Below are 21632 nucleotides of genomic sequence, written 5' to 3' on the forward strand. Positions count from 1 at the left end.
GCCTCCAACACGACCTCTAAGGGCACGATTCTCTTTTATTCATACCCCTTCATGCCTGCATATGGACCTCTAAGAGCATGGTTCTCTTCTATTCATACCCCTTCATGCCTGCAACACGACCTTTAAGAGCACGATCCTCTTTCATTCGTACCCCTTCATGGCTGCATCAGGAACTCAAAGGGCATGGTTTTCTTCTAATTTCGTATCTCATCTCGGCATATTTGCCCTTGTAAGGGCAGAATTCATAATAAAAAGGACGGTTCCCCTATTCAAACAGGGAACCGTCCTTTTTCAGTCTGAGACTGCATTTATTTACTTTCCGGCAGCCAATTCAGCTGCAACTTTTTTATTTACTGGAAGTTCCTCCATAGGATCCTCCGCTGGTGTTGATCTCTTGATGAAGAAGGCAAGGATCAAAGCCACTGCTGCGATACCGGAAGCAACCAGGAATGCATCATTGATCCCTTGCAGCATTCCCTCCATTGTAATCTGCTGCTGCATCTGAGCCATTGCTGCTTCAGAAGGCTGCCCAGTCGCATTTTTCATTGCGTCCTGCATCAATTCTTTTGTGTGAGTAACCGTACGATTGGACATGACAGTGATAAGCAAAGCGGTACCGATCGCACCAGAAACCTGATTCAGTGTATTGTTCATAGCTGTACCATGAGGATAAAAACGTCTTGGAAGCTGGTTAAGGCCGTTTGTTGAAACCGGCATCATGACCATAGACATACCGAACATCCTGATGGCGTTCAAAACGACTAAGTTTGTGTAAGAAGTATCCTGTGTCAGCTTACTGAATAGATACGTAGTGACAACTGTCAGCAGCAAACCGCTTGTAGCCAAAACACGGCCGCCGAATTTGTCAAACAGCTTTCCTGTGATTGGTGACATGACAGCCATGACAAGAGCACCAGGAAGCATAAGCAGGCCGGCATCCAAAGGAGAAATCCCGCGAATCGTCTGCACGTAGATCGGAATCATCAACATACCAGAGAATAGCGCCATATTGACAACCATTGTGATGGAAGAAGACAAGGCGAACATCGGGTATTTGAAGACATGGAAGTTGAGCATCGGTCTGTCAAGCTTCGATTGGCGAAGAATGAAGGTCACCAATGATACTGCACCCAAAATAATCATCCCATAAACCCATGGACTATCCCATCCTTTTGTGCCTGCTGAACTGAAGCCGTATAGTAAGCTTCCGAATCCAACACTTGAAAGGATTACAGACAAGAAATCAAGCCTGATATCCACTTTCTCTTTTTTATCTTTCAATAGGAAGAAACCGAGTAAAAGTACGATTATCGCAATCGGTGTTACGAAGTGGAAAAGCATTCTCCAGTCATAGTTTTCTACAATCCAGCCGGAGAGTGTCGGACCGATTGCTGGTGCAGCCATCATGATCAAACCGAATACACCCATAGCTGCCCCGCGTTTTTCAACAGGGAAGCTGACTAGCATGACATTCATCAACAGCGGCATCATGATTGCTGTTCCAGATGCCTGGATCATACGTCCGGCAAGCAGAACCGGGAATACATGGGCAACCCCGGCAAGCACTGTACCGATTGTGAATAAGCTCATCGCTACAAGGAATAGGCGGCGGACCGAATATTTTTCAATAAGAAAAGCGGTTGTCGGAATCAACACTCCATTCACCAGCATGAAGCCGGTTGTCAACCACTGTACCGTAGATGCTTCGACCTCAAGTTCCATCATGATGGATGGGAGGGCGATATTCAGTAATGTATTATTAAGAAATGCGATAAAGGCTCCGACCATGAGGACAGCCAGTATCCCATATTGAGGACGTACGTTTTTTGTTGTACTTTCCATTTATTTTCCCCCTGTACTGTTAGTTCATTTTTTTGTACTGTCATTTTAAACAAGATATATCATATACCATCGGTACAAAAATTTCAATTGGAAATTTATATTTTTTAAAAAAAGTTTGTGGAATCCTTGATACTAGGTTATTATCAGGATTATACAGGCGGTATAGTCAGGAGGAAAAGGAATGAATAAAAGAAAACAGCATGTGATTTCAAAAGCACATGGACTGTTTATTGAAAAAGGATTCCAGCAAACATCCATTCAGGACATTCTGGACTATAGCGGCATTTCAAAAGGGACGTTCTATAATTATTTCTCTTCAAAAAACGAATTGCTGATCGAACTTTTCAAATCGATATACAGTGAAATCGAACAGAAGAGAAACGACTTACTTATAAGCCAAGATCCTTCCGATATAAGGATTTTCATCAAGCAGATTGAAATTCAAATGATTGAAAATAAGGAAAACAAGTTGATCCCCCTTTTTGAAGAAGTCATGATGTCAAAGGATGAGGACCTGAAGAATTCGGTCAAAAGAGGGCAGTTGAAGATGATCTACTGGCTGCATGGACGTTTCCTGGATATCTTCGGGGAAAGTAAGAGACCTTATCTCTTGGACCTCGCCATCACGTTTCTCGGGATCCTGCATCATAATCTCCGCTACTATTCCATGGTGAATAATACGACTGCAGGTCTTCACCGCGTGGTCCATTACAGTGTCGACCGCATCATCAATATAGCAGAGGAAATGGAAAAAGGCAGCAAGCCGCTGTTCAGGCCAGAACTCCTTCAAGTGTGGTTCCCTGAATATCAAACAAGTGCTCCAGATGCAAGACAGGAGCTTCATCATACAGTTTTCTTCTTGAAACAGCAGCTCACCGATACCGGGGAACAAATGAAATACGAAGAACTTCTGGACTTCATACAGGAAGAGCTGCTTCATAGCAAAACCCCGCGCCGGTATATCGTCGAAAGTGCCTTCACTGCATTAAAAGAAGGAGAAGAATTATTCGAGGAAGCGCATTTTGAAAAGCTTGAAGAGTTAATCAAAAAAATTATGAACTAACAAGTTGTCCCCTGCTTATCTGCGAGGGACTTTTTTTATGAATAAATTTGCCAAACTTCTTTCACAAAGTCTATTGTATATCGAAATGTAACATGATACTTTAAAGTCAGTGAGATGAATGAGTCACCAACTGAATTGTTTTTCGGAAGCACGGCATTGATTACCCCACAGGGCGGAGTGAATATACCATGGAAAAGAAGGCAATCAGAATAAGTGACATGGAGTTAATATCAGATGAATTAAAGAATTTGCTTGTATCCATCGGTACCCTCAAAAAAGTGCAGGCCGATACATTTTTGTTCCAGGAAGGCGGGGATGCCGCCGAACTGTACCTGATAAAAACAGGGCTCTTCCAGATCAGCAAACTGACTAGTGACGGAAGGGAATTGAATATGAGGATATGCAAAGCGGATGATATCATAGGAGAGTTGACCTTATTTTCAACAGATGCAAAGTACATGCTCAGCGCCCTGTCCCTTGCTGACAGTGAAGTGCTTGTGATAAAAAAGGAAAGCCTTGAAGCTGAATTGATTCAAAATGCTGCCTTGACGTTCGAATTCATGAGGTGGATCAGTACACATCTGCGCAAGAATCAATCCAAGATCAGGGACTTGATGATTAACGGTAAAAAAGGGGCGCTTTACTCTACGTTGATCCGCTTCACCAATAGTTATGGTGTACAAACCGGCGAGGGCATCCTGATTGATATACACCTTACCAATCAGGAGTTTGCAAAGTTTTGCGCCGCCACCAGGGAAAGCGTAAACCGCATGCTGAGTGAATTAAAGAAGAAAGACGTCATTTCAGCAACTGCTGATGGAAAGATCATTGTGAAGGACTTACAGTATCTTAAGAATGAAATCGGCTGTGAGGATTGCCCGATCAGCATATGCAATATCGACTAAATACAGCTGCCTTGTGTGTATACAGGGCAGTTTTCTATTGCCCCCCTCACCCTGCATAATCATAAAAAGCGGAAGGCAGCAATCGCTGCCTTCCGCTTTTTCAACCCTGGATCCCTTACCTGTCACTTTTTAAAAACAGCTCATCTATCGTCCCTGTCACTCCAAAACAAACGATACCTGTGATCACCTAAAACTAGTGGTGTTTGTCCATCCATGCAACACCTTTTGATCCTGCAGCAATTACATAATAGGCCAGCTTCATTGTCACAAACCCCGCAAACATCCATGCCAAGATATGACTTCTGCTTTCACTGCTCATCATCCAATGATCACCTTCTCCTTAGGATAGTGATAGGATTCTTTAGCTGTATTGCCCCGGATCAAGAATAAGAAAGATAAGATTCCAATCCTTCCTATGAACATCAAGGCAATAATGATCCATTTTCCAGCGGTGCTCAGTTCTGCCGTGATGCCCATCGATAGTCCTGTGGTTCCGAATGCCGAGCAGACCTCGAAGATAATCTGCATGATGCTGAATGAAGGCTCAATATATGTAAGCAGAATAACTGCCGAGGAGCAGATCATTACAGCTGTAGTAATGACAATGAACGACCTGTGAATATCCTCTGGATCTACCTCTCTCCCGAACACTTTAATGGTGTCTTTACCTTTCGCATAGAAGAAAATGCTTAAGATCATGATGGCAAATGTCGTCGTACGGATACCTCCCCCTACACTGCTCGGTGATGCCCCGATGAACATCAGCCCGCTGAGGATCAGCAGGGTGGGGTTCGAAAACTCACTGACATCCATTGTCGCCAGTCCGCCATTCCTAGTGGAGACCGATTGAAATAATGAATAGAAAAATGACTCATGCCAGGATTTCCCCAAGAAATAATGATTTCTTTCAAACCAGTAAATAAGAATTGTACCGACCAGGATCAGGATAAAGAACGTCAGGGTCGTTAATTTTGTAAACAATGTGAACCTGTAGTGGGAACTCCCCCCGCTTTTTATGAAATCTTTTATTTCGATAAGGACCGGAAAGCCAATGGCACCAAGTATCAATAAGTCAATATTGATAAATTGGACAAAGTAGTCATCCGCAAACGGCACAAGAGATGTTCCTGTTATATCAAAACCAGCATTCGTGGTGGCACTTACAGAAGCGAAAAAACCTTGTAAGAAAGCTTCCTGCCAAGTAGGGAAGTAATGCAGGAAGTGTATACCCAGGATAAGCGCCCCAAGCAGCTCAATACTGATAATGATGATTAATATCTGTCTCATCAGCTGGACGAGCCCTGAGAAGGTGGACCTGTTTTGGTCGGTCATAATCAGGCGGCGGTCCTTCAAGCCGATCTTCTTGCCAAAGAGGAGCCAAATGAATGTACCGAGGGTCATGATGCCAATACCGCCGAATTGCAATATGAAAGCCAGCACAAAATAACCAGGGACACTGAAAGTATCAGTTGTCGATACGACTGTAAGCCCCGTTACACTAATGGCACTGACTGCAGTAAAGACAGCATCTATGAATGACCATTCTGCACCAGGCTTGTGTACACCCGGAAGGCTCAGCAGGATGGTCGAGACAGCCACAGCCAATAAATAAAATAAAACAATCAACTGTACAGACGATAACTTTCTTCTTAATTTATCTAATTTTCTTCTATCATTCATCATTACACGACCTTCGGAAAGATATAAATACTCTTTATAGAATACCTTTTTTATATTTTAACACTACCAATGAAAAATAAAAACGAGGCTTGGTTCTTTCACCGCCGATAATGATCAAAGCGGGCAAACAGACAAAGGACCTGCAGCCATGTTTACAAAAGCAGAAGGATTTCAATCCATAAAAACGGGAATAGACAACCAAGTCCAGTTCCCAAAAAATAGGTGGATTTTCCAAAGGTTTTTTTCAATTGCATCTACCTTTTTTCGACAACATACGCTATTATTAGCCTAGCAATAAAATTGAGATTTTCTGGAGGTTTGAATCGAATGGTATTCAAGAAAAAAGACAACTTCGCCATTCTACTTAGCAATATCGCCGTTAACTTAAAGGACGGAGCACATTATTTTGCTGACTATAAAATTAAGAATGCCAGTGACTTAAAAACGTTCTCGACCCACATGAAAGAACTAGAAACTAAAGGTGACAGTTATGTTCATGAAGTGATCAAGGATCTAAATAAAGTCTTCATCACACCGATCGAACGCGAAGACATCCTCGCATTGGCTATGAGTATGGACGATGTTCTGGATGGATTGGAGCATACCTCTGCCATGTTTGAAATGTACAATGTCACTCAAGCAGACGAATACATGCTGAAATTTGTGGAAGCAATCCGTGAAAGCAGTGATGAAATCGAGGCTGCGGTTAAAATGTTGTCAACAAAGAAATGGCCGCAGATACATGAACATGCTGTCAAAATCAAAGAATTGGAATCAAAGTGTGATGGTATTCTTCGACAGTCGATCAAGCATTTGTTCAGCACAGAAAAAGATCCGATTCGAATCATCCAATATAAAGAAATTTACGAAGAACTTGAAGAAGTGGCCGACTATTGCCAGCATGTAGCCAATACTTTTGAAGCCATTATCATGAAGAATGCGTAAGGAGCCTAATCAGGTATGGATACTATATTAATCTTGACCATTCTGATAGTGGCCGCGGCCCTGGCATTTGATTTCATCAATGGATTTCATGACACTGCCAATGCCATAGCCACATCAGTCTCAACAAAAGCGCTCAAGCCCAGACACGCCATCATCCTGGCAGCCGGGATGAATTTCGTCGGAGCGATGACATTCACCGGAGTAGCAAAGACGATCACCAAGGACATTGTCGATCCATTCACTCTTGAAAACGGGACAACGGTCATCCTGGCGGCACTTCTTGCTGCGATTGCCTGGAACCTTATCACCTGGTACTACGGGATTCCAAGCAGTTCCTCCCACGCCCTGATCGGTTCTATTGCAGGGGCGGCCATCGCCGCAGCGGGATTTTCGGCATTGAACTACACAGGATTCATCAAAATCATCCAGGCACTTCTGTTTTCGCCGATCCTTGCTTTCGTCATCGGCTTTATTGTCTACAGCATTTTCAAAGTTGTATTCAAGAACAGCAACCTGGCGAAAACAAACCGGAACTTCCGATTCATCCAAATCGGGACAGCTGCGCTGCAATCATTTACACATGGAACCAATGATGCTCAAAAGGCAATGGGAATCATCACTATGGCTTTAATCGTCAATAACTACCAGACTTCTGAAGATATCCAGACATGGGTTCAATTTTCCTGTGCACTCGCCATGGGTCTTGGAACATCCATCGGAGGCTGGAAAATCATCAAGACCGTCGGCGGGAAAATCATGAAGATCCGTCCCGTCAATGGCGTGGCTGCCGACCTGACTGGAGCTGCAGTCATTTTCGGAGCTACTGCCATTCATTTACCTGTCAGTACAACCCATGTCATTTCCTCTTCCATTCTGGGTGTCGGTTCGGCTCACCGTGTTAAAGGTGTGAAATGGGGAACGGCTCAAAGGATGCTGATCACTTGGGTGATTACGCTCCCGATATCAGCTTCCCTGGCTGCCATCATTTACTCCATCTTAAATTTGTTCTTTTGATGGATTCTTCACCAGCAAAAAGGTCTGTCCTACCGTCATGAAGACGGAAGGACAGACCTTTTTTATTGTTTATCCTGAACCGGTATTTTTTGTACAGCTTCCTACAGTTTGAACTGGGAAATAACTTCTTCCAATTCGACGGCCATCTTTGCTAATTCTTTGGCTGCGAAAGATACATCTTCCATTGAGGCATTCATTTGCTGAGAGGATGCTGCTACAGTCTGGGAATGGTCATTCACTTCCAAGGATGTTTTGGAAACATTATCTATGTAAGATACCACTTCCACTATGCGTTTTTTCATTTCATCCATTGCAGCACCCGCATCTGTAATATTTGATGATACATGCAGGACAGAATCCTTGATCTCTCCAAATGCCTGTCCGCTTTCATTTACAAACTGCAAACCTGCCTTAGCAGACTCGGAACCCCTCGTGACCATCACCATCGATTCAGTAATGCCACTTTTTATATCACTTACAATATCATTTATTTGCAGTGCAGACTGATTCGATTGCTCAGCAAGCTTACGCACTTCTTCCGCTACCACCGCAAAGCCTTTTCCATGTTCACCTGCCCTTGCTGCCTCGATTGCAGCATTTAACGCCAGAAGGTTTGTTTGTTCAGAAATGGACTGAATCATAAGGCTGATGTGGCTTACCTCGTTTGATTTCTCGCTCAATTCACTTATCTTCTCGGCAGATGAAGCAACATGGCGGTCAATTTCACTCATCTGTTCCACCGTCTGCTTGACCACATTTGTACCTTGTATAGCTGTTTCTGCAGATAAATTGATTGAATCACTGACCGTTCTCATGCTTACTGTTACATCATCTACGCTTCTGGAAACTTCGGTAATAATTTCAACCGCGTCTTCCATTGCCAATTTCTGATCATCGGTGCCAGCAGCTACCCCTTGAATGGACACAGCGATTTGGCCTGCCGCTTCCTGATTTTGAATAGACCCTGCAGCAAGTTCCTCAGAAGTAGCTGACAGCTGCTGTGATCCATCCGAAATCTTGGCAATCAAGCCTCTCAAGCTCGCAGCCATTGTATTATAGTTTTCACCCATTTCGCCAATTTCATCATTGGAGCGGACATCTACACGCTGTGTGAGATCCCCATCCGCCATCGCAACTGAGAGATTACTGATTTTCTTGATATTGCCTGTTATTCGTAAACTCATAAATACGGAAACGACTATAGCAATGACCGCGGCAATTGCCCCAATAATCAAAATCGCATTTCGTATGTTATCAGCGGTGGCAGCCAGCTCTTTTTGTTCTACCACAGCTACATATTTCCACCCCTCGATTTCCGAATCCACTGTATTCAGCAGATAATCTTTTCCATCGATAGAAGCCTCGAAAGTCCCATTTTCACTTAAATCCTTCAATTGAGGGATATTCATCTCTGCGATTGGCTGGAAATTCAATTCAGGGTTATGTGGATTTGCTAAGATTGTCCCGTCTGTTTGAGTCAGGATAACGTATCCATTCTCACCGATCTTGATGTCTTTGATTATATCTGTTAATCCATCCAAACTGACATCAAGGCCAAGCACCCCGTTTTCCTTTCCATTTACTTCAATCGCTGCCACGTTGCTTACGATGATTCCATCCTGTCCAGTAGCGGCATAAGCGCTTGTTAATCTTACTTCACCAGGCTGTTCCATAGCTGCTCCATACCATGGCCTCTCCCTGGGATCAAAACCAGGATTGGTCGGCCCTTCCGGATATTGGATGTATCCACCATCGGAAGTTCCCATATAAACATAAGCAGCATTTGGGTGCGTGGCTCCAAACTGGGAGAAGACATTAAATATCGCTTTTTCCACATCACCATTTTTAGAAGGAGTCATTTCGATAGAATCTCCCCCGCTGGCGTTCATGTAGGATGTCACACTATCATCCGCTTTTATTACTGATGGGTTTGTTGCAAGAAGCAGGACATTCTCCCTGATGGATTCAAAGTACATTGAAATCGCATTATCCACTTGATTGATTTCTCGTTCACTGAAATTGATGTAATCTTCTTTAGTTGTTTCACTTACTCTATTATTCACAAAGAAACCGATTAGAGCCATAGGCAGCAGGGAAAGCAGCAAAGAATAGATTAACAGCTTTGATTTAAAGGAGAACTTAATTTTTTTCATCATTATATCCTTCCGGGAAGAAAGGACAGGCATTCAGTTAGCCTGTCCTTTCTTGCAGTATATTATTCTAGAATAAGCGGCTTGAAGTACGCAGGTTTTCTTGACAAAATCAGCAGTTCCTGATTGAACCAAGCCTCAGGCTGGATCGTCTCAAATTCAACTACCAATGCCTGTTCTGTATCGTCTGATGCAACGACAGGCTGGTCAAGGGCGTATAGAGGGTCCAATGTATACAGACTGCTTCCGCCTAAGAAGTTCTGCTCTGTACCAATAAAGTTAGATACAATCGTATAAGCTTGTGCACCGATGGCTACTGCATCCCAAGTGACCATAGCCCCTTCAGGATACTCATTGGCTGATACCACTTTATTGATTTCCATTTTCCCGCCGAATTGTCCATTCCAAGCCGATGGGATTGCAATGATATCTGCTCGTTTAACAGCCATAACTCCTGAAGCCTCAGGGTATTCTGCATCCTCGCCGATAAGTATTCCAATTTTACCCAGACTTTCGGTCTCAAATACTGGCAGCTCGTCACCTGCAGAAGCCCACTTTTTATCTTCTTCACTCAAATGGGTCTTTTGATAGTGTCCTGCGGTGGAACCATCTTCGGAAACGAGCATAGCTGAGTTATATAACGCCTTCCCATCTTGTTCGATGAAGCCGAATACGATTGAAATATCAAACTGTCGTGATAGATCGGCGATAAATTCTTCTGATTCACCATCAGCTGTTTCTGCAAGAGCTTTAATGGCTTTTTTCTTCAAACCATCTACAGGCCCAGTCAACGAAAGTTCCGGAAGAACAACCATGTTCAGATCAGGATTCTTTCTCTTTGCCCCCTTGATCAGGTCTTTGATTTTTTCTTTATTGCTTTCCTTATTTCCGATTAAAGGCTCATATTGAAGTGCTGCTGCTGTAACCTTATGGGAAGTTGTATTCTTTGTATAATCCCAAGGTGCTGCCTGCTGCAATAGTTCCTTATATAATTCCGGCCTGCGGCTTTCCAAAGCTTCTTTATTCTCATTGTCGTACTTTTTCGGATCAATGCTTGCATACGTGATTGTTGGTTCGTTGATATCTTCTTCAGGTGTCATGACGACTGCAGCTTCGGCCAGCTTTTCTCCCTCAGGAGACCAAATGGCGCTTCCTCCGATCATATGAAAGCCGTTTTCCGTATTGGAGCGGTTCGCACTTACGACATACATTCCATTTTGCTGGGCTCTTGCCGGCAAAGCAGAAATGGCCTGCGCTGAAGAGTTCGTCGGAAAAGCCAGGATTTCCGCTCCCTGTATCCCTGCCAATCTGGCAGTCTCGTAATAAGCAGAATCCATGCAAACATTGATGGCTATTTTTCCAAGTTCAGTGTCGAATACTGGCACACCCAGGTCTCCCCAAGCTGCCCAATGCATTTCCGTTTCCCACATTTGTGTCTTTCTATATTTTCCTATGTAACCATCTGGTCCTACCAAAGCAGCTGAATTGTAATAGATGTCTGTCTCTTCATCCACTTCAGCCATTCCAAATGCAATATATGAATCATATTTTTTCGTAAGCTTCTCGAAAGCTTTGGTTGTCTTTCCAGGGATTGAATCAACAAACGGTTCAATGCCTGCACGATCTGCATAGTAGTATCCCGTCGTAGCCATCTCCGGAGCTACTACAAGCCTGGCTCCATTTTGAAATGCTTCTTCCACAATCTTCAGTAACTCTTCAACATTTTTATCCCGCTCATTAAGAATGGGGTTGAATTGAACAGATGCAACTTTAAACGGTTCCTCAATCTTTTCTGTTTTCTTATCTTCTTTCGCTTCGACACGTGAATTTTCTTGATTCCAGTAGTAACCGCCGACAGATACTACAGAAAATAAAAGTATAATAAAAACTAACAGCTTCTTCTTCATATAAACTCCTCTTTTTACTCCATTTTGTAATGATTGATTTATAAAATTAACTCAGGGCTTCAGTGAACAACATTTCATTCTTGAAAAGCATAATTACAAAAATCTCCATCCTCCTTTAAATAAGGGCAAACAAAAAAGCGGCCGTATCCCAATAAAGGAACAGCCGCTTTTCTGGCTATTCGGCAACCTGGCAATCATGACCCTGTTGAACAGGATTTTAGACCCATAGCTTTGCGTCCTTACCTTTCGATAAGTTTGCCTTTATCGTCACTTCGTTATTAAATGGGTGAGTTAAGACTCACACCAACCAAAATATATGTTACAAAAGAACCACTTTTATAACAAGATGTTTTTGTATAGAAATAAAAGTAATTAAATTGCGAATATTCCTTTAACCTTTATTTGTAAGACAACAAAAAAACACAGCCATTTTGACTGTGCTTTTGGTATGGAGCATAGCGGGATCGAACCGCTGACCTCTTCGCTGCCAGCGAAGCGCTCTCCCAGCTGAGCTAATGCCCCTTAATATAATGTTGCGACGCTTATTATTATATAAAGTTTACTTTATTTTAGCAAGTGGTTTTATCAATTTTTTTTCACTTTGGAATGTATTGTTCTACATTCCATATTGTAAACGCTTTCCATTCCTTTTATAATGAAAGAAAATTCAGATATCAATAGGAGGATCATATGCTGCAAGCTGAACTGCTGCCGGAAGAGACCAGGCCGTTTGATGAGTCATATATTGGAAAAAGCGAGATGCAAGGGAATTACCGTATGGATCTTCGAAACTTTACAGAGAAGGAATATAACAAATTTGTTAAGGTGGATACCGTCCGTGACTGGTCCATGTTGTCCTGGAAAGATGTGGGCCGGCCCTTTGAGGTGAAAAATTATTCTGCAGACAGACATCAATATGAACAAGAGCACGGCAAGCCCATGAGCGCACATACTTCCTGGCAGTACTTCAACAAGTCCTTTCATGAATGGTTCTCAAAAGATATTCCGCATGAGCAGCAGAAGGAAAAAGAAAAGTTCTTTGCCAGCCTGAAATCCTTCAAGCCTGGAGAAATCAAATCTGCCCTTGGCGATGTCGTCCGTATTCAACTATGGAATTATGTCCATCGTATTCAGGATGGAATCTGGGACCCGCGTGGGAAAAGGACCCTCTTTGAAGGAATGGATGTTTCTAAACCGAGGATTCTTTTCCTTGGGGCAGCGGAAGGGTATGAAGCTATGCAGCTTGCCGCTATGTATCCCGGTGCAAAAGTGGTGATGGTCGACTATGATGAATACTGCAAGACAACAAGGTTTGAGCATTTTCCGGACTCCTATCCATTTCTCGGTGAAAATCCTCAAACAGGCCAGCCAAAAATATATTATAAGGATGACTTGAATATTGAATATGTTGTGGATGATATCCGGAACCTCCCGTATGGAAAGGAATTCGATATTGTCCTGTCAGTCGGGCTTCTTGAGCATTTTCCGGACGAATATAAACCTGAAGTGGTGGACTGGCACCGCAAATTCCTGAAACCGAATGGATATGTTGTCATGACCACACCACGGAACCAATTGCGTTCACGAATCTATTACAATATTTTTGCAGATGTTATGAATCATACTTACCGGGAACTGATGACGGTCGAACAAATGGGGTTATATATGTATGAAAACGGTTTGGACATCCTTAAATCCGGGTTCATCAAAGTTCATAATGGTATAATCGCAAAAGCCCGTTGAGGTTATTTTTCTTTTATGTAACATTTCCGTTTCATCTTCGTCTACTTCAGTAATAAATGACAAAAAGGAGTGAGGAGATGAAGAAGTTATGGATTGGTGCTGCCGGTATTCTGCTGGCTGTTACTATTGCTTTTGTTTTTTTCAAACAGCCTTCGGTGGAGACCGGTGCCCTTGGTTCTGAAAGAAATATCGTCCTTTCGGACAAAACCTGGCAGTTGGAATTTTCCGAGCCGATAAAAAGGACTGGGTCCGATGCCTTTTATGTAGAGGATAGCAAGGGAGAAAAAATTCCAGTGAAGGTCACAATCAGTAAAGACCGTAAAAGTGTCTCTATCCTGCCGCCTGAGGAAGGGTATCCGACTGAAACGGAATACTTCACACTGCACATTTCCCCAGAGGTCAAATCTTCTCTTGGACTCCCACTGCGGGGAGATAAAACAGTGGAATTTGCCGTCGTTCCCACTCTACCAGAAGTAAAATCCAAAGAAGACCTGAATCGATATTTTAAATATGCCATAAAAAGAGAGAAAGAAAACAGACCGAAATTTTCATTCTTCAATGGGACTGCGACGGAAGAATCGGCAGATACCGCTGATTCAGGCGGAGCCCCTGCATTGGAAAATGAATCTGCCTCCTCTGATCACAGCATAACCAATAATCAGGTTCAGGGAGTCGATGAAGCTGATATTGTGAAAACCGATGGCTCTTATATATATCAGGTCACTTCCCAGAAGCTGATGATTACAAAAGCTGTCCCTGTTAAGAATATGGAGACCGCCTCTGCCATCACTTTCGAGCCTGACTTTTCTGCACAGCATATATTCCTGCATGGAGACAAACTAGTAGTCATAGGTAACAGCTGGGATGATGGGTACTCCAGCAAACCTGCATCCAATAAGAACTCCGTACAGGCATTGGATATACCTGTTCATGGAATGATGAAGACACTTATTTACGATATCTCTGATAAAAAGAAGCCTGAACTGCTGCGTGAGTTCGGTATGGAAGGAAATTATACGGCCGCCCGGAAGACAGGATCCTTTGTATACCTTGTCGCCAGCCACTATCCTGATTACTGGATACTTGAAAACAAGGAAAATGCTGATTTGCGCCCTAGGATAACGGACAGCTTGAATGGAGAGGAACCCACCCTTTTGAACTTTGAGGATATCAAATATATGCCACAATCCACTGAAACCAATTACACATTATTCGCCTCCATCAACCTTGATGAAATATCTTCTGAAATCAATGTGGAATCTTATCTAGGCAGCGGCCACCAGATTTATATGTCCAAAGATAATCTTTATATGGCGTTAACAAGATATAATCCTGCAAAGGAGAATGCCTGGGAATCTGCAGATACTGAAGTATATAAGTTCACGGTTGATAAGTCTGACATTGAATTTTCTGCAATGGCTAATGTAAAAGGCACGATCCTCAACCAGTTTTCCATGGATGAACATGAAGGAAACTTCCGGATCGCCACAACAAAAGGAAATACATGGGGTAACCAAGAAACTCCTTCTGCCAACAATCTTTATATCCTTGATGAAAACTTAAAGCAGATCGGAAAAGTCGAGGACCTGGCCAAGGGAGAACGGATATATTCTGTCAGGTTCATGGGAGATAAAGCATACATGGTCACATTCAAACAGGTGGATCCGCTCTTTGTCATCGATACAAGCAACCCGTCTTCCCCGAAAGTACTGGGTGAGTTGAAAATACCAGGATTCAGCAGCTATCTCCATCCAGTGGATGAAGATCATTTAATTGGTTTCGGTAATGACACCAAGCTCGTCAAGGACGATAAAATGCCGAATGAAGAACCCAGGGTCCTGACAACCGGTATGAAGGTTTCCCTTTTTGATGTATCAGACTTCAATAACCCAAAAGAAAAGGATACAGAAATCATCGGGGGCCGCGGTACCTACTCTTATTTGCTGGAAGACCATAAAGCACTTTTTGAACATCCGGAAAAGAACTTATTTGGTTTCCCGGTTTCTGTCTATCATGAAAAAGAAGGCAGCATGCATGAACAGGTATTTGATTTTCAAGGAGCACTCATCTTTGAAATCACTCCTGAGAACGGCATTGTCCGGAGAGCAAAAATGGTCCAATCGGACGGTGATGATATTTATGAACACTGGGAGAATCAGATCCAGAGGATGATTTATATAGGGGATAACCTTTACACATTATCCCCTGAGGAAATCAAAGCGTACGGATTAAATGATTTTGAAAAGATCAAAGAACTGAACTTTCAATAAGGTTCTTTTCGTAAACTTTGTTGCAATTTAATATAATTTCCATATAACATCCTGGTAAATCGTCGTAAAAATTCCGATGAGCAGGAAAGAAAAGAGCTGCTCTTTCTTTATCGAGAGTAAAACCTTCGAATACGGGGAAAAATCCGGCACCTGGGATTTTTCCGAAAGCAATAATATATGCGAAAACAGCCTTTAATAATGAAGAAAATTGAATCGGGCTCTCTGATGAGAGTCCTTTTATTTTTGTGAAAACCGGGAATAATGTATAAGTATGCGGGAAAGGAGAGCTTAATTTGAATCTTTATTTTTATCAGCGGTTTCTAAGATGGCCGATATTAGTGCGGACATTCCTAATTGCCATGGCGGCTATTTCCGGATTCGGAATTCTGATTCATCTGATAGAACCGGAAAATTTCCCGACAGTCTTTGACGGGATCTGGTGGGCCATCATCACAACCTCCACTGTCGGATACGGGGATTACGTTCCATTGACTGCCACCGGCCGAGTTGTGGCGATGCTATTAATCCTGTTAGGAGCAGGCTTTTTAACCACTTATTTTGTCACACTCGCAACTTCTACTGTCACGAATCAGAATGCCTATCTTGAAGGAAAGGCCCCCTATTCCGGGAAGGACCATACAATCATTGTCGGCTGGAATGAGCGTTCAAGAGAAATCATTGATCAACTGCATGCCTTTGACACAAAGCATGACATTACATTAATTGATAATACACTTAAAGAGAATCCCTATAGAAATCATTATATCCACTTTATCAGGGGAGAAGCATTCCGTGATGATGTGCTTTTAAAAGCAGGAATTCAAAAGGCAACGATTGCAGTGATTACAGCTGATCAAAATAAGAATGAGATTGATGCTGATATGAACTCGGTTATGACCTTGCTTGCCATGAAGGGGATCACTCCTGAACTTTATTGCGTTGCCGAAATTTTGACTAGTGACCATATAGCCAATGCCGAGAGGGCCGGAGCCGATGAAGTGATTCAGACGAATAAACAGACAAGCTATATCATTATGGACAGCATATTATCCAAAGGGATGAGCACCACGATCTTAGAGCTGTTAAATCATTTAAAAGGCAATAATCTCAAAGTCATTGGAACCTCCCCGGAATGGTGTGAAATAACGTTCAGTGAACTCAGCAGCATCCTTCTAGAAAAAAACATCATTCTTTTGGGCATAAAGAAAGGAGAGTCCACTACTGTGAACCCTCCTCTGGAAACCATCATCAAACCGGAAGACGGACTTCTTGTTATCTCAAGTGAAAAATAATCACCTTAACAGCTGGTCTTCCAGTTCCTTTACAAGTTCAACACCAACGGACACATATTCTTCCGGAAAGCTTGCATCGGGATCCTGGGGTTCGGAGAACTGGTTCGTCGTGCCGGAAAAAGTACCGGTGGACGCGTGATCGTCAAGTCCGCGCTGGTACTTGTGAGACAGCAGGAACGGCCTTCCGAATTCCACGGTCGCACCCCGCGAATCGAGCTGGCCATCCACGGATGCAAATGGAACACGGAGAAATTGGTAACCTACTTCGTCATCAATTTTATAGTCAAAATAACCATGGTCATAATCCCAGTTGCCGCCGATATCATATCCAAGCGGCTTTAACAGCTGCTCCAGCTTGTATAACTGGAAATGCTGCCCCTCCAGTTTAGAAGGAAGTTCAATCATTCCAACCACTCCTTTCTTTTCGGTTAGTTTTTCCCAGAGTGGCCGGGATAAGTCATAAAAGGGGAAAATCAGTTGAGTGAAGTTGGGGTCGGTGCTTCCAGCGGGCGTTTTGAAGTGTGCGATCTGCTTCATCGCAGTATGAGAATATGCTGCTGAATCTTTTTCCGCTGGAAATTTTTCCGAAAATCCCCTTGAGGTTTTTCGGTTTTGGTTCAGAAGTCTTAAGAGCGGTTCCAGTGGTGTTCCCTAACCTCATTTCCTCTTCTTCCTTGTACTAATGCCCCCCTCATGAACCACGTAATCCAAAAGAAAAAGCTGACACCCAACTAAACGGGTGCCAGCCTTTCATGTCCATTATTTCAAGCGTTTTTCCAGCTCGGCTTTCTTTTCTTCAAATCCAGGTTTTCCAAGAAGGGCAAACATGTTCACTTTATAAGCTTCGACTCCCGGCTGGTCAAATGGATTGACGCCAAGAAGGTAGCCGCTGATGGCACACGCTTTTTCGAAGAAGTATACAAGGTAGCCGAATGTATAAGCATCCATTGCAGGAATTTCAACGATCAGGTTTGGCACGCCGCCGTCCGTATGGGCAAGCAATGTTCCTTCGAAAGCTTTATTGTTTACGAAGTCCACTGTCTCACCCGCAAGATAGTTAAGGCCGTCCAAGTCGCTTTCTGCTTTCTCGATCGTCAGCTCGTGACGCGGCTCAGAAACCTTGATGACCGTTTCGAATAAATCTCTTCTGCCTTCTTGGACATACTGCCCCATTGAGTGAAGGTCGGTGGAGAAGTTTGCAGACGCCGGGAAAATTCCTTTTTGGTCTTTTCCTTCGCTTTCACCGAACAATTGCTTCCACCATTCAGAGAAGTATTGCAGCCCAGGCTCATAGTTGATCAGCATTTCGATTGTTTTGCCTTTGTTATAAAGGATGTTGCGCACAGCTGCGTATTGGTATGCCGGGTTTGATTCAAGTTCGTCTGTACCGAAATCACTGCGCGCTGCTGCAGCACCTTTCATCATGGATTCGATATCGATGCCGCTCACTGCGATTGGCAAAAGGCCTACAGCTGTCAAAACCGAATAGCGGCCGCCTACATCATCAGGCACGACGAACGTTTCGTAGCCTTCGTCATTCGCAAGGGTTTTAAGCGCTCCTTTTGACTTATCAGTAGTAGCGTAGATGCGTTTTCTCGCTTCCTCCACACCATATTTCTCTTCCAGTTTCTTGCGGAAGATACGGAAGGCAATCGCTGGTTCAGTTGTTGTACCGGATTTTGAAATCACATTGATGGAGAAATCCTTATTTTCAAGAAGATCCATCAAGTCTGTCATGTAAGTCGAGCTGATGTTGTTACCCAGGAACAGGACCTGTGGTGTTTTGCGCTTTTCGCCAGGAAGAGCGTTATAGAAGCTGTGGTTCAGCATTTCCAAAGCAGCTATTGCTCCAAGGTATGAACCGCCGATCCCGATGACAAGAAGGACATCAGAATCATTTTTGATTTTTTCAGAGGCTTTTTGGATCCTTGAAAATTCTTCCTTATCATAGTTCTCCGGAAGGTCCACCCATCCCAGGAAGTCACTTCCCGCACCTGTTCCTTCATGCAATGACTTGTGCGCTGTTTTTACAGCGTCTTTTAAGTATGTAATTTCATGTTCACCGAAAAATGCCAATGCTTTCGAATAATCAAAGCGTACATGTGTCATTTCTTATTCCTCCCTTTTAATTATTCCTTTACTCACTTTACCCGAAAGGGATAGTGATAATCAAGAATGGACCCGGACTGAAAGCGATACCATTTTGGTTTTTTTACAAACTTTCACTAAAAAGCCGCGAATCCTTGAGTATCCTTCTTGAAATCAACTTATAACCCGCCTCGTTGGGGTGCAGGGAATCACTGAAATATTTCCTTTTGGACTTGTCTTTAAAGACTCCATTCAGGGGAATATAGTTGATTCCGGCAAACTTATCCGACATCTCAATGTTCAGCTTATTCCACTGGTCAATATATCCTTCGATCTCCAGATTTTCGGGATAGGGATTATATAGGCCGATGAGATGGATGGGAACTTTGTCATTTTCATCCCTGAGGATCTTAAGGATGGATTTCAGATTCCTCTGGTACTCATCCTTGCCTTCCTTTATCTTCTTTTCATGAAGGGGGTTCAGGTCTCCTCCGTTGCTGTTGATGAGATCATTGGTCCCGATGAAAACGATGATGCTGTCTGCCTCAGCCGCCTCTTCCCTTACCTCTGGATCTTTAAGCTGCTGCAAAACGCCCTTCGATTCCTGGCCCACGATCCCATAATTCAAGATATCCACAGGACCGCTTTCATATTTGTCGTTCAATACAGTTTCAACATCGTCGACATACCCCTCTTCACCTTTATCTCCATATCCGTAAGTCAACGAATCCCCGAATGCAGCAATGGTATGTTCTTTTGATTCATAGTTTGCCCAGCCGAGGATAACAGTAGTAATAAAAATCCCCAAAATGGTGTAAATTGCGGGTTTCATAAAAAAAATCCTTTCCTGTAAGGCAGGCTTCGGCTGGCATGAATAAAGGGGGACTGTACCTGAATTCAGGCCAGCCCCTCCAGTAAATTCATTATAGTGATGCTTTCAAGATGGCTTTTACATCGTCATGGTTAAGAGATGTGAAGTTGCCGAATTCACCATTGGCCATCGCTTTGTCTGCCATTACATCAATATTTTCGTCATTGATCTCGTAATCAGCCAAGCGTGAAGGTGCTCCCAAGCTGCTCCAGAATTCAGACAGCTTATCGATCCCTTCCAAGCCGACTTCTTTTTCTGTTCTACCCGCTGGATCCACTTCGAAAACACGTACAGCCATTTGGGCGAAACGGGCAGGGTTTACATCAATATTATGCCTCATCCAGTTAGGGAACAGGATTGCAAGTCCCCCTGCGTGCGGGATGTCATAAACGGCAGAAACGGCATGTTCGATGTTATGTGTTGCCCAGTCACCACGGTACCCCATTTGAAGCATTCCGTTCAATGCAATGGTCCCTGAGTAAAGGATCGTTTCCCTATGTTCATAGCTCTCTAGGTTTTCAAGAAGCTGAGGAGCTGTTTCAATTACTGTTTTCAGCGTTGATTCACATAATCTGTCCTGCAGCGGCGTGTTTGACGCGTTATTGAAATACTGTTCAAAAACATGTGACATCATGTCTACCATGCCGTAAATGGTTTGGTCCCTTGGCACAGTGAACGTGTTTTGAGGATCGAGTATTGAAAATTTCGGGAACACGGCAGGACTTCCCCAGCCATACTTTTCGTGTGTTTCCCAGTTGGTGATGACAGAACCTGAATTCATTTCAGATCCGGTCGCAGCTAATGTAAGGACTGTACCGAATGGAAGAGCTTCTTCAGCAAAGGCTTTTTTGATCACAAGATCCCATGCGTCTCCGTCATACTTTGCACCTGCAGCTACTGCTTTCGTACAGTCGATGACGCTTCCGCCGCCTACTGCAAGAATGAATTCAATTCCTTCATTTTTACAGATTTCCACACCTTTTCGCACAGTGGAAATCCGCGGGTTTGGTTCAACACCTGCAAGTTCATGCACTTCTGCATTTATTTCCTTTAATAAACCTGTTACTTGATCATAGAGGCCGTTACGCTTGATGCTTCCTCCTCCGTATACAAGCAGGACCTTTTTGCCGTATTGAGGAATTTCTTCCTTAAGCTTTTCCACTTCATTCTTACCAAAAATCAATTTGGTCGGATTATAGTAAGCAAAACTGTTCATTCCTGTTACCTCCTTTATTTTCAGCAGCCTTCGCACTTATGTACAGGCCGGGTTCTTCTATACTTTTGCCCTTTCATTATCGAATATAATGTTCCCTTATTGCAAAGAAAATGCACTCGCTTATTTTTTCAGTGCATGCATAATAAATGGCGAAATTCAACAAGCTATGAAGGAACCATTAAATAAAAAGTGCCGGGAAATTAATTTAATGCCGGTACCTATTCCATAAGGAGGTAACAACATGAGTACTATTCAACGCATCGCACTGGTCCTTACTATCATCGGAGCAATTAACTGGGGGCTTGTTGGGTTCTTCCAATTCGACCTTGTTGCCGCTATCTTCGGCGGACAGGATTCTGCCCTTGCCCGTCTTGTATATGGTTTGGTCGGTATCGCAGGCCTTATCAACATCGGCCTTCTATTTGCTCCTTCTGAAGAAGCAGAGCATTCTCCTGAAGCACGCCCGACTCGATAAAAAAATGCCAAAGACAAACTCCGGGATAGGGAGTTTGTCTTTTTTGTTCGGGCAGGGCCAAAGTCGGGGTTTTAGTCTGGTTGGATTCAGCGGTTCTGTGCCTTTTACTAGACGAGCTTTATGAGCCAGGTACACTTCAATCGGCCGGCTCTTGCCAATCATATCTCACTA

At 43.3% G+C, this 21632-nt stretch carries 17 protein-coding genes, 1 tRNA gene, 1 pseudogene and 1 riboswitch; of the genes and pseudogenes, 8 read left to right on the top strand and 11 right to left on the bottom strand.

All coding sequences use genetic code 11. The features are described from left to right. Positions 1 to 312: 312 nt before the first annotated feature. Positions 313 to 1842 (bottom strand): DHA2 family efflux MFS transporter permease subunit, encoded by a 1530-nt coding sequence (locus D3H55_RS00105; RefSeq protein ID WP_119544781.1) that lies wholly within the window; start codon positions 1840 to 1842, stop codon positions 313 to 315. Positions 1843 to 2023: 181 nt separating this feature from the next. Here D3H55_RS00105 and D3H55_RS00110 point away from each other — a divergent pair, with 181 nt between their 5' ends. Together D3H55_RS00110 and D3H55_RS00115 are read left to right on the top strand one after the other, a co-directional pair. Continuing rightward, positions 2024 to 2905 (top strand): TetR/AcrR family transcriptional regulator, encoded by an 882-nt coding sequence (locus D3H55_RS00110; protein ID WP_119544782.1) that lies wholly within the window; start codon positions 2024 to 2026, stop codon positions 2903 to 2905. Positions 2906 to 3093: 188 nt separating this feature from the next. Continuing rightward, positions 3094 to 3810 (top strand): Crp/Fnr family transcriptional regulator, encoded by a 717-nt coding sequence (locus D3H55_RS00115; RefSeq protein ID WP_119544783.1) that lies wholly within the window; start codon positions 3094 to 3096, stop codon positions 3808 to 3810. Positions 3811 to 4003: 193 nt separating this feature from the next. Here the strand turns inward: D3H55_RS00115 and D3H55_RS25120 are convergent, their stop codons facing one another. Further along, entirely contained in the window at positions 4004 to 4132 is a 129-nt protein-coding gene (locus D3H55_RS25120; protein ID WP_276310188.1) for a hypothetical protein, read from the bottom strand. Next, a complete protein-coding gene (locus D3H55_RS00120) occupies positions 4129 to 5493 on the bottom strand; it encodes a TrkH family potassium uptake protein (RefSeq protein WP_436967324.1) in 1365 nt (454 codons plus the stop codon). The genes D3H55_RS25120 and D3H55_RS00120 overlap by 4 nt, the downstream gene beginning before the upstream one ends. A gap of 324 nt (positions 5494 to 5817) precedes the next feature. Here D3H55_RS00120 and D3H55_RS00125 point away from each other — a divergent pair, with 324 nt between their 5' ends. Together D3H55_RS00125 and D3H55_RS00130 are read left to right on the top strand one after the other, a co-directional pair. Further along, positions 5818 to 6435, top strand: coding sequence for a DUF47 domain-containing protein (locus D3H55_RS00125; protein WP_119544784.1), 618 nt, complete (start codon positions 5818 to 5820; stop codon positions 6433 to 6435). Positions 6436 to 6450: 15 nt separating this feature from the next. Then, a complete protein-coding gene (locus D3H55_RS00130) occupies positions 6451 to 7449 on the top strand; it encodes an inorganic phosphate transporter (protein ID WP_119544785.1) in 999 nt (332 codons plus the stop codon). Between the two features lie 101 nt (positions 7450 to 7550). Here the strand turns inward: D3H55_RS00130 and D3H55_RS25420 are convergent, their stop codons facing one another. The 4 genes and pseudogenes from D3H55_RS25420 to D3H55_RS00145 all read right to left on the bottom strand — a co-directional run bounded on the left by D3H55_RS25420 (position 7551) and on the right by D3H55_RS00145 (position 12028). Further along, positions 7551 to 8519, bottom strand: a complete 969-nt coding sequence (locus D3H55_RS25420; protein ID WP_420808723.1) for a methyl-accepting chemotaxis protein — start codon at positions 8517 to 8519, stop codon at positions 7551 to 7553. Next, positions 8493 to 9635: pseudogene (locus D3H55_RS25425) on the bottom strand (HAMP domain-containing protein); the annotation flags it as partial. The pseudogene D3H55_RS25425 and the gene D3H55_RS25420, both read right to left, overlap by 27 nt. Positions 9636 to 9664: 29 nt before the next feature. Beyond that, complete coding sequence (locus D3H55_RS00140; protein ID WP_119544787.1) at positions 9665 to 11506, bottom strand: nitrilase-related carbon-nitrogen hydrolase; 1842 nt, start codon at positions 11504 to 11506, stop codon at positions 9665 to 9667. A gap of 178 nt (positions 11507 to 11684) precedes the next feature. After that, a riboswitch (cyclic di-GMP riboswitch) is annotated at positions 11685 to 11776 on the bottom strand. A gap of 179 nt (positions 11777 to 11955) precedes the next feature. Then, positions 11956 to 12028 (bottom strand) — tRNA-Ala (locus tag D3H55_RS00145). A gap of 168 nt (positions 12029 to 12196) precedes the next feature. Here D3H55_RS00145 and D3H55_RS00150 point away from each other — a divergent pair. The 3 genes from D3H55_RS00150 (at position 12197) to D3H55_RS00160 (ending at position 16811) form a co-directional block, all read left to right on the top strand. Beyond that, positions 12197 to 13249, top strand: coding sequence for a class I SAM-dependent methyltransferase (locus D3H55_RS00150; protein WP_119544788.1), 1053 nt, complete (start codon positions 12197 to 12199; stop codon positions 13247 to 13249). Positions 13250 to 13326: 77 nt separating this feature from the next. Then, positions 13327 to 15519 carry a beta-propeller domain-containing protein gene (locus D3H55_RS00155; protein WP_168412906.1) on the top strand — a complete coding sequence of 731 codons (2193 nt, stop codon included), beginning with the start codon at positions 13327 to 13329 and terminating at the stop codon, positions 15517 to 15519. A gap of 293 nt (positions 15520 to 15812) precedes the next feature. Next, on the top strand, positions 15813 to 16811 hold the full coding sequence (locus tag D3H55_RS00160) for a potassium channel family protein (protein ID WP_240628439.1): 999 nt from the start codon (positions 15813 to 15815) through the stop codon (positions 16809 to 16811). On the opposite strand, the gene D3H55_RS00165 is transcribed toward D3H55_RS00160, so the two are convergent. The 4 genes from D3H55_RS00165 to D3H55_RS00185 all read right to left on the bottom strand — a co-directional run bounded on the left by D3H55_RS00165 (position 16812) and on the right by D3H55_RS00185 (position 20986). Beyond that, positions 16812 to 17216 carry a YugN-like family protein gene (locus D3H55_RS00165; protein ID WP_119544790.1) on the bottom strand — a complete coding sequence of 135 codons (405 nt, stop codon included), beginning with the start codon at positions 17214 to 17216 and terminating at the stop codon, positions 16812 to 16814. Between the two features lie 354 nt (positions 17217 to 17570). Beyond that, complete coding sequence (locus tag D3H55_RS00175) at positions 17571 to 18920, bottom strand: glucose-6-phosphate isomerase (RefSeq protein ID WP_119544792.1); 1350 nt, start codon at positions 18918 to 18920, stop codon at positions 17571 to 17573. A 103-nt stretch (positions 18921 to 19023) separates the two neighbouring features. Then, a complete protein-coding gene (locus tag D3H55_RS00180) occupies positions 19024 to 19731 on the bottom strand; it encodes a GDSL-type esterase/lipase family protein (protein WP_119544793.1) in 708 nt (235 codons plus the stop codon). Positions 19732 to 19822: 91 nt separating this feature from the next. Then, positions 19823 to 20986, bottom strand: a complete 1164-nt coding sequence (locus D3H55_RS00185) for an iron-containing alcohol dehydrogenase (protein ID WP_119544794.1) — start codon at positions 20984 to 20986, stop codon at positions 19823 to 19825. A 241-nt stretch (positions 20987 to 21227) separates the two neighbouring features. Between D3H55_RS00185 and D3H55_RS00190 the strand changes: the two genes are divergently transcribed. Beyond that, on the top strand, positions 21228 to 21461 hold the full coding sequence (locus tag D3H55_RS00190) for a DUF378 domain-containing protein (RefSeq protein WP_006837125.1): 234 nt from the start codon (positions 21228 to 21230) through the stop codon (positions 21459 to 21461). The last annotated feature ends 171 nt before the right edge of the window (positions 21462 to 21632 follow it).

Origin of the sequence: Bacillus salacetis, assembly GCF_003581585.1 — a bacterium.
Lineage (GTDB): Bacteria > Bacillota > Bacilli > Bacillales > Bacillaceae_B > Rossellomorea > Rossellomorea salacetis.

Excerpts from the sequence above, each read along its gene's own strand:
- D3H55_RS00105 (WP_119544781.1), bottom strand. The coding sequence starts at position 1,842 with ATGGAAAGTACAACAAAAAACGTACGTCCTCAATATGGGATACTGGCT.
- D3H55_RS00110 (WP_119544782.1), top strand. The coding sequence starts at position 2,024 with ATGAATAAAAGAAAACAGCATGTGATTTCAAAAGCACATGGACTGTTT.
- D3H55_RS00115 (WP_119544783.1), top strand. The coding sequence starts at position 3,094 with ATGGAAAAGAAGGCAATCAGAATAAGTGACATGGAGTTAATATCAGAT.
- D3H55_RS25120 (WP_276310188.1), bottom strand. The coding sequence starts at position 4,132 with ATGATGAGCAGTGAAAGCAGAAGTCATATCTTGGCATGGATGTTTGCG.
- D3H55_RS00120 (WP_436967324.1), bottom strand. The coding sequence starts at position 5,493 with ATGATGAATGATAGAAGAAAATTAGATAAATTAAGAAGAAAGTTATCG.
- D3H55_RS00125 (WP_119544784.1), top strand. The coding sequence starts at position 5,818 with ATGGTATTCAAGAAAAAAGACAACTTCGCCATTCTACTTAGCAATATC.
- D3H55_RS00130 (WP_119544785.1), top strand. The coding sequence starts at position 6,451 with ATGGATACTATATTAATCTTGACCATTCTGATAGTGGCCGCGGCCCTG.
- D3H55_RS25420 (WP_420808723.1), bottom strand. The coding sequence starts at position 8,519 with ATGGGTGAAAACTATAATACAATGGCTGCGAGCTTGAGAGGCTTGATT.
- D3H55_RS00140 (WP_119544787.1), bottom strand. The coding sequence starts at position 11,506 with ATGAAGAAGAAGCTGTTAGTTTTTATTATACTTTTATTTTCTGTAGTA.
- D3H55_RS00150 (WP_119544788.1), top strand. The coding sequence starts at position 12,197 with ATGCTGCAAGCTGAACTGCTGCCGGAAGAGACCAGGCCGTTTGATGAG.
- D3H55_RS00155 (WP_168412906.1), top strand. The coding sequence starts at position 13,327 with ATGAAGAAGTTATGGATTGGTGCTGCCGGTATTCTGCTGGCTGTTACT.
- D3H55_RS00165 (WP_119544790.1), bottom strand. The coding sequence starts at position 17,216 with ATGATTGAACTTCCTTCTAAACTGGAGGGGCAGCATTTCCAGTTATAC.
- D3H55_RS00175 (WP_119544792.1), bottom strand. The coding sequence starts at position 18,920 with ATGACACATGTACGCTTTGATTATTCGAAAGCATTGGCATTTTTCGGT.
- D3H55_RS00180 (WP_119544793.1), bottom strand. The coding sequence starts at position 19,731 with ATGAAACCCGCAATTTACACCATTTTGGGGATTTTTATTACTACTGTT.
- D3H55_RS00185 (WP_119544794.1), bottom strand. The coding sequence starts at position 20,986 with ATGAACAGTTTTGCTTACTATAATCCGACCAAATTGATTTTTGGTAAG.
- D3H55_RS00190 (WP_006837125.1), top strand. The coding sequence starts at position 21,228 with ATGAGTACTATTCAACGCATCGCACTGGTCCTTACTATCATCGGAGCA.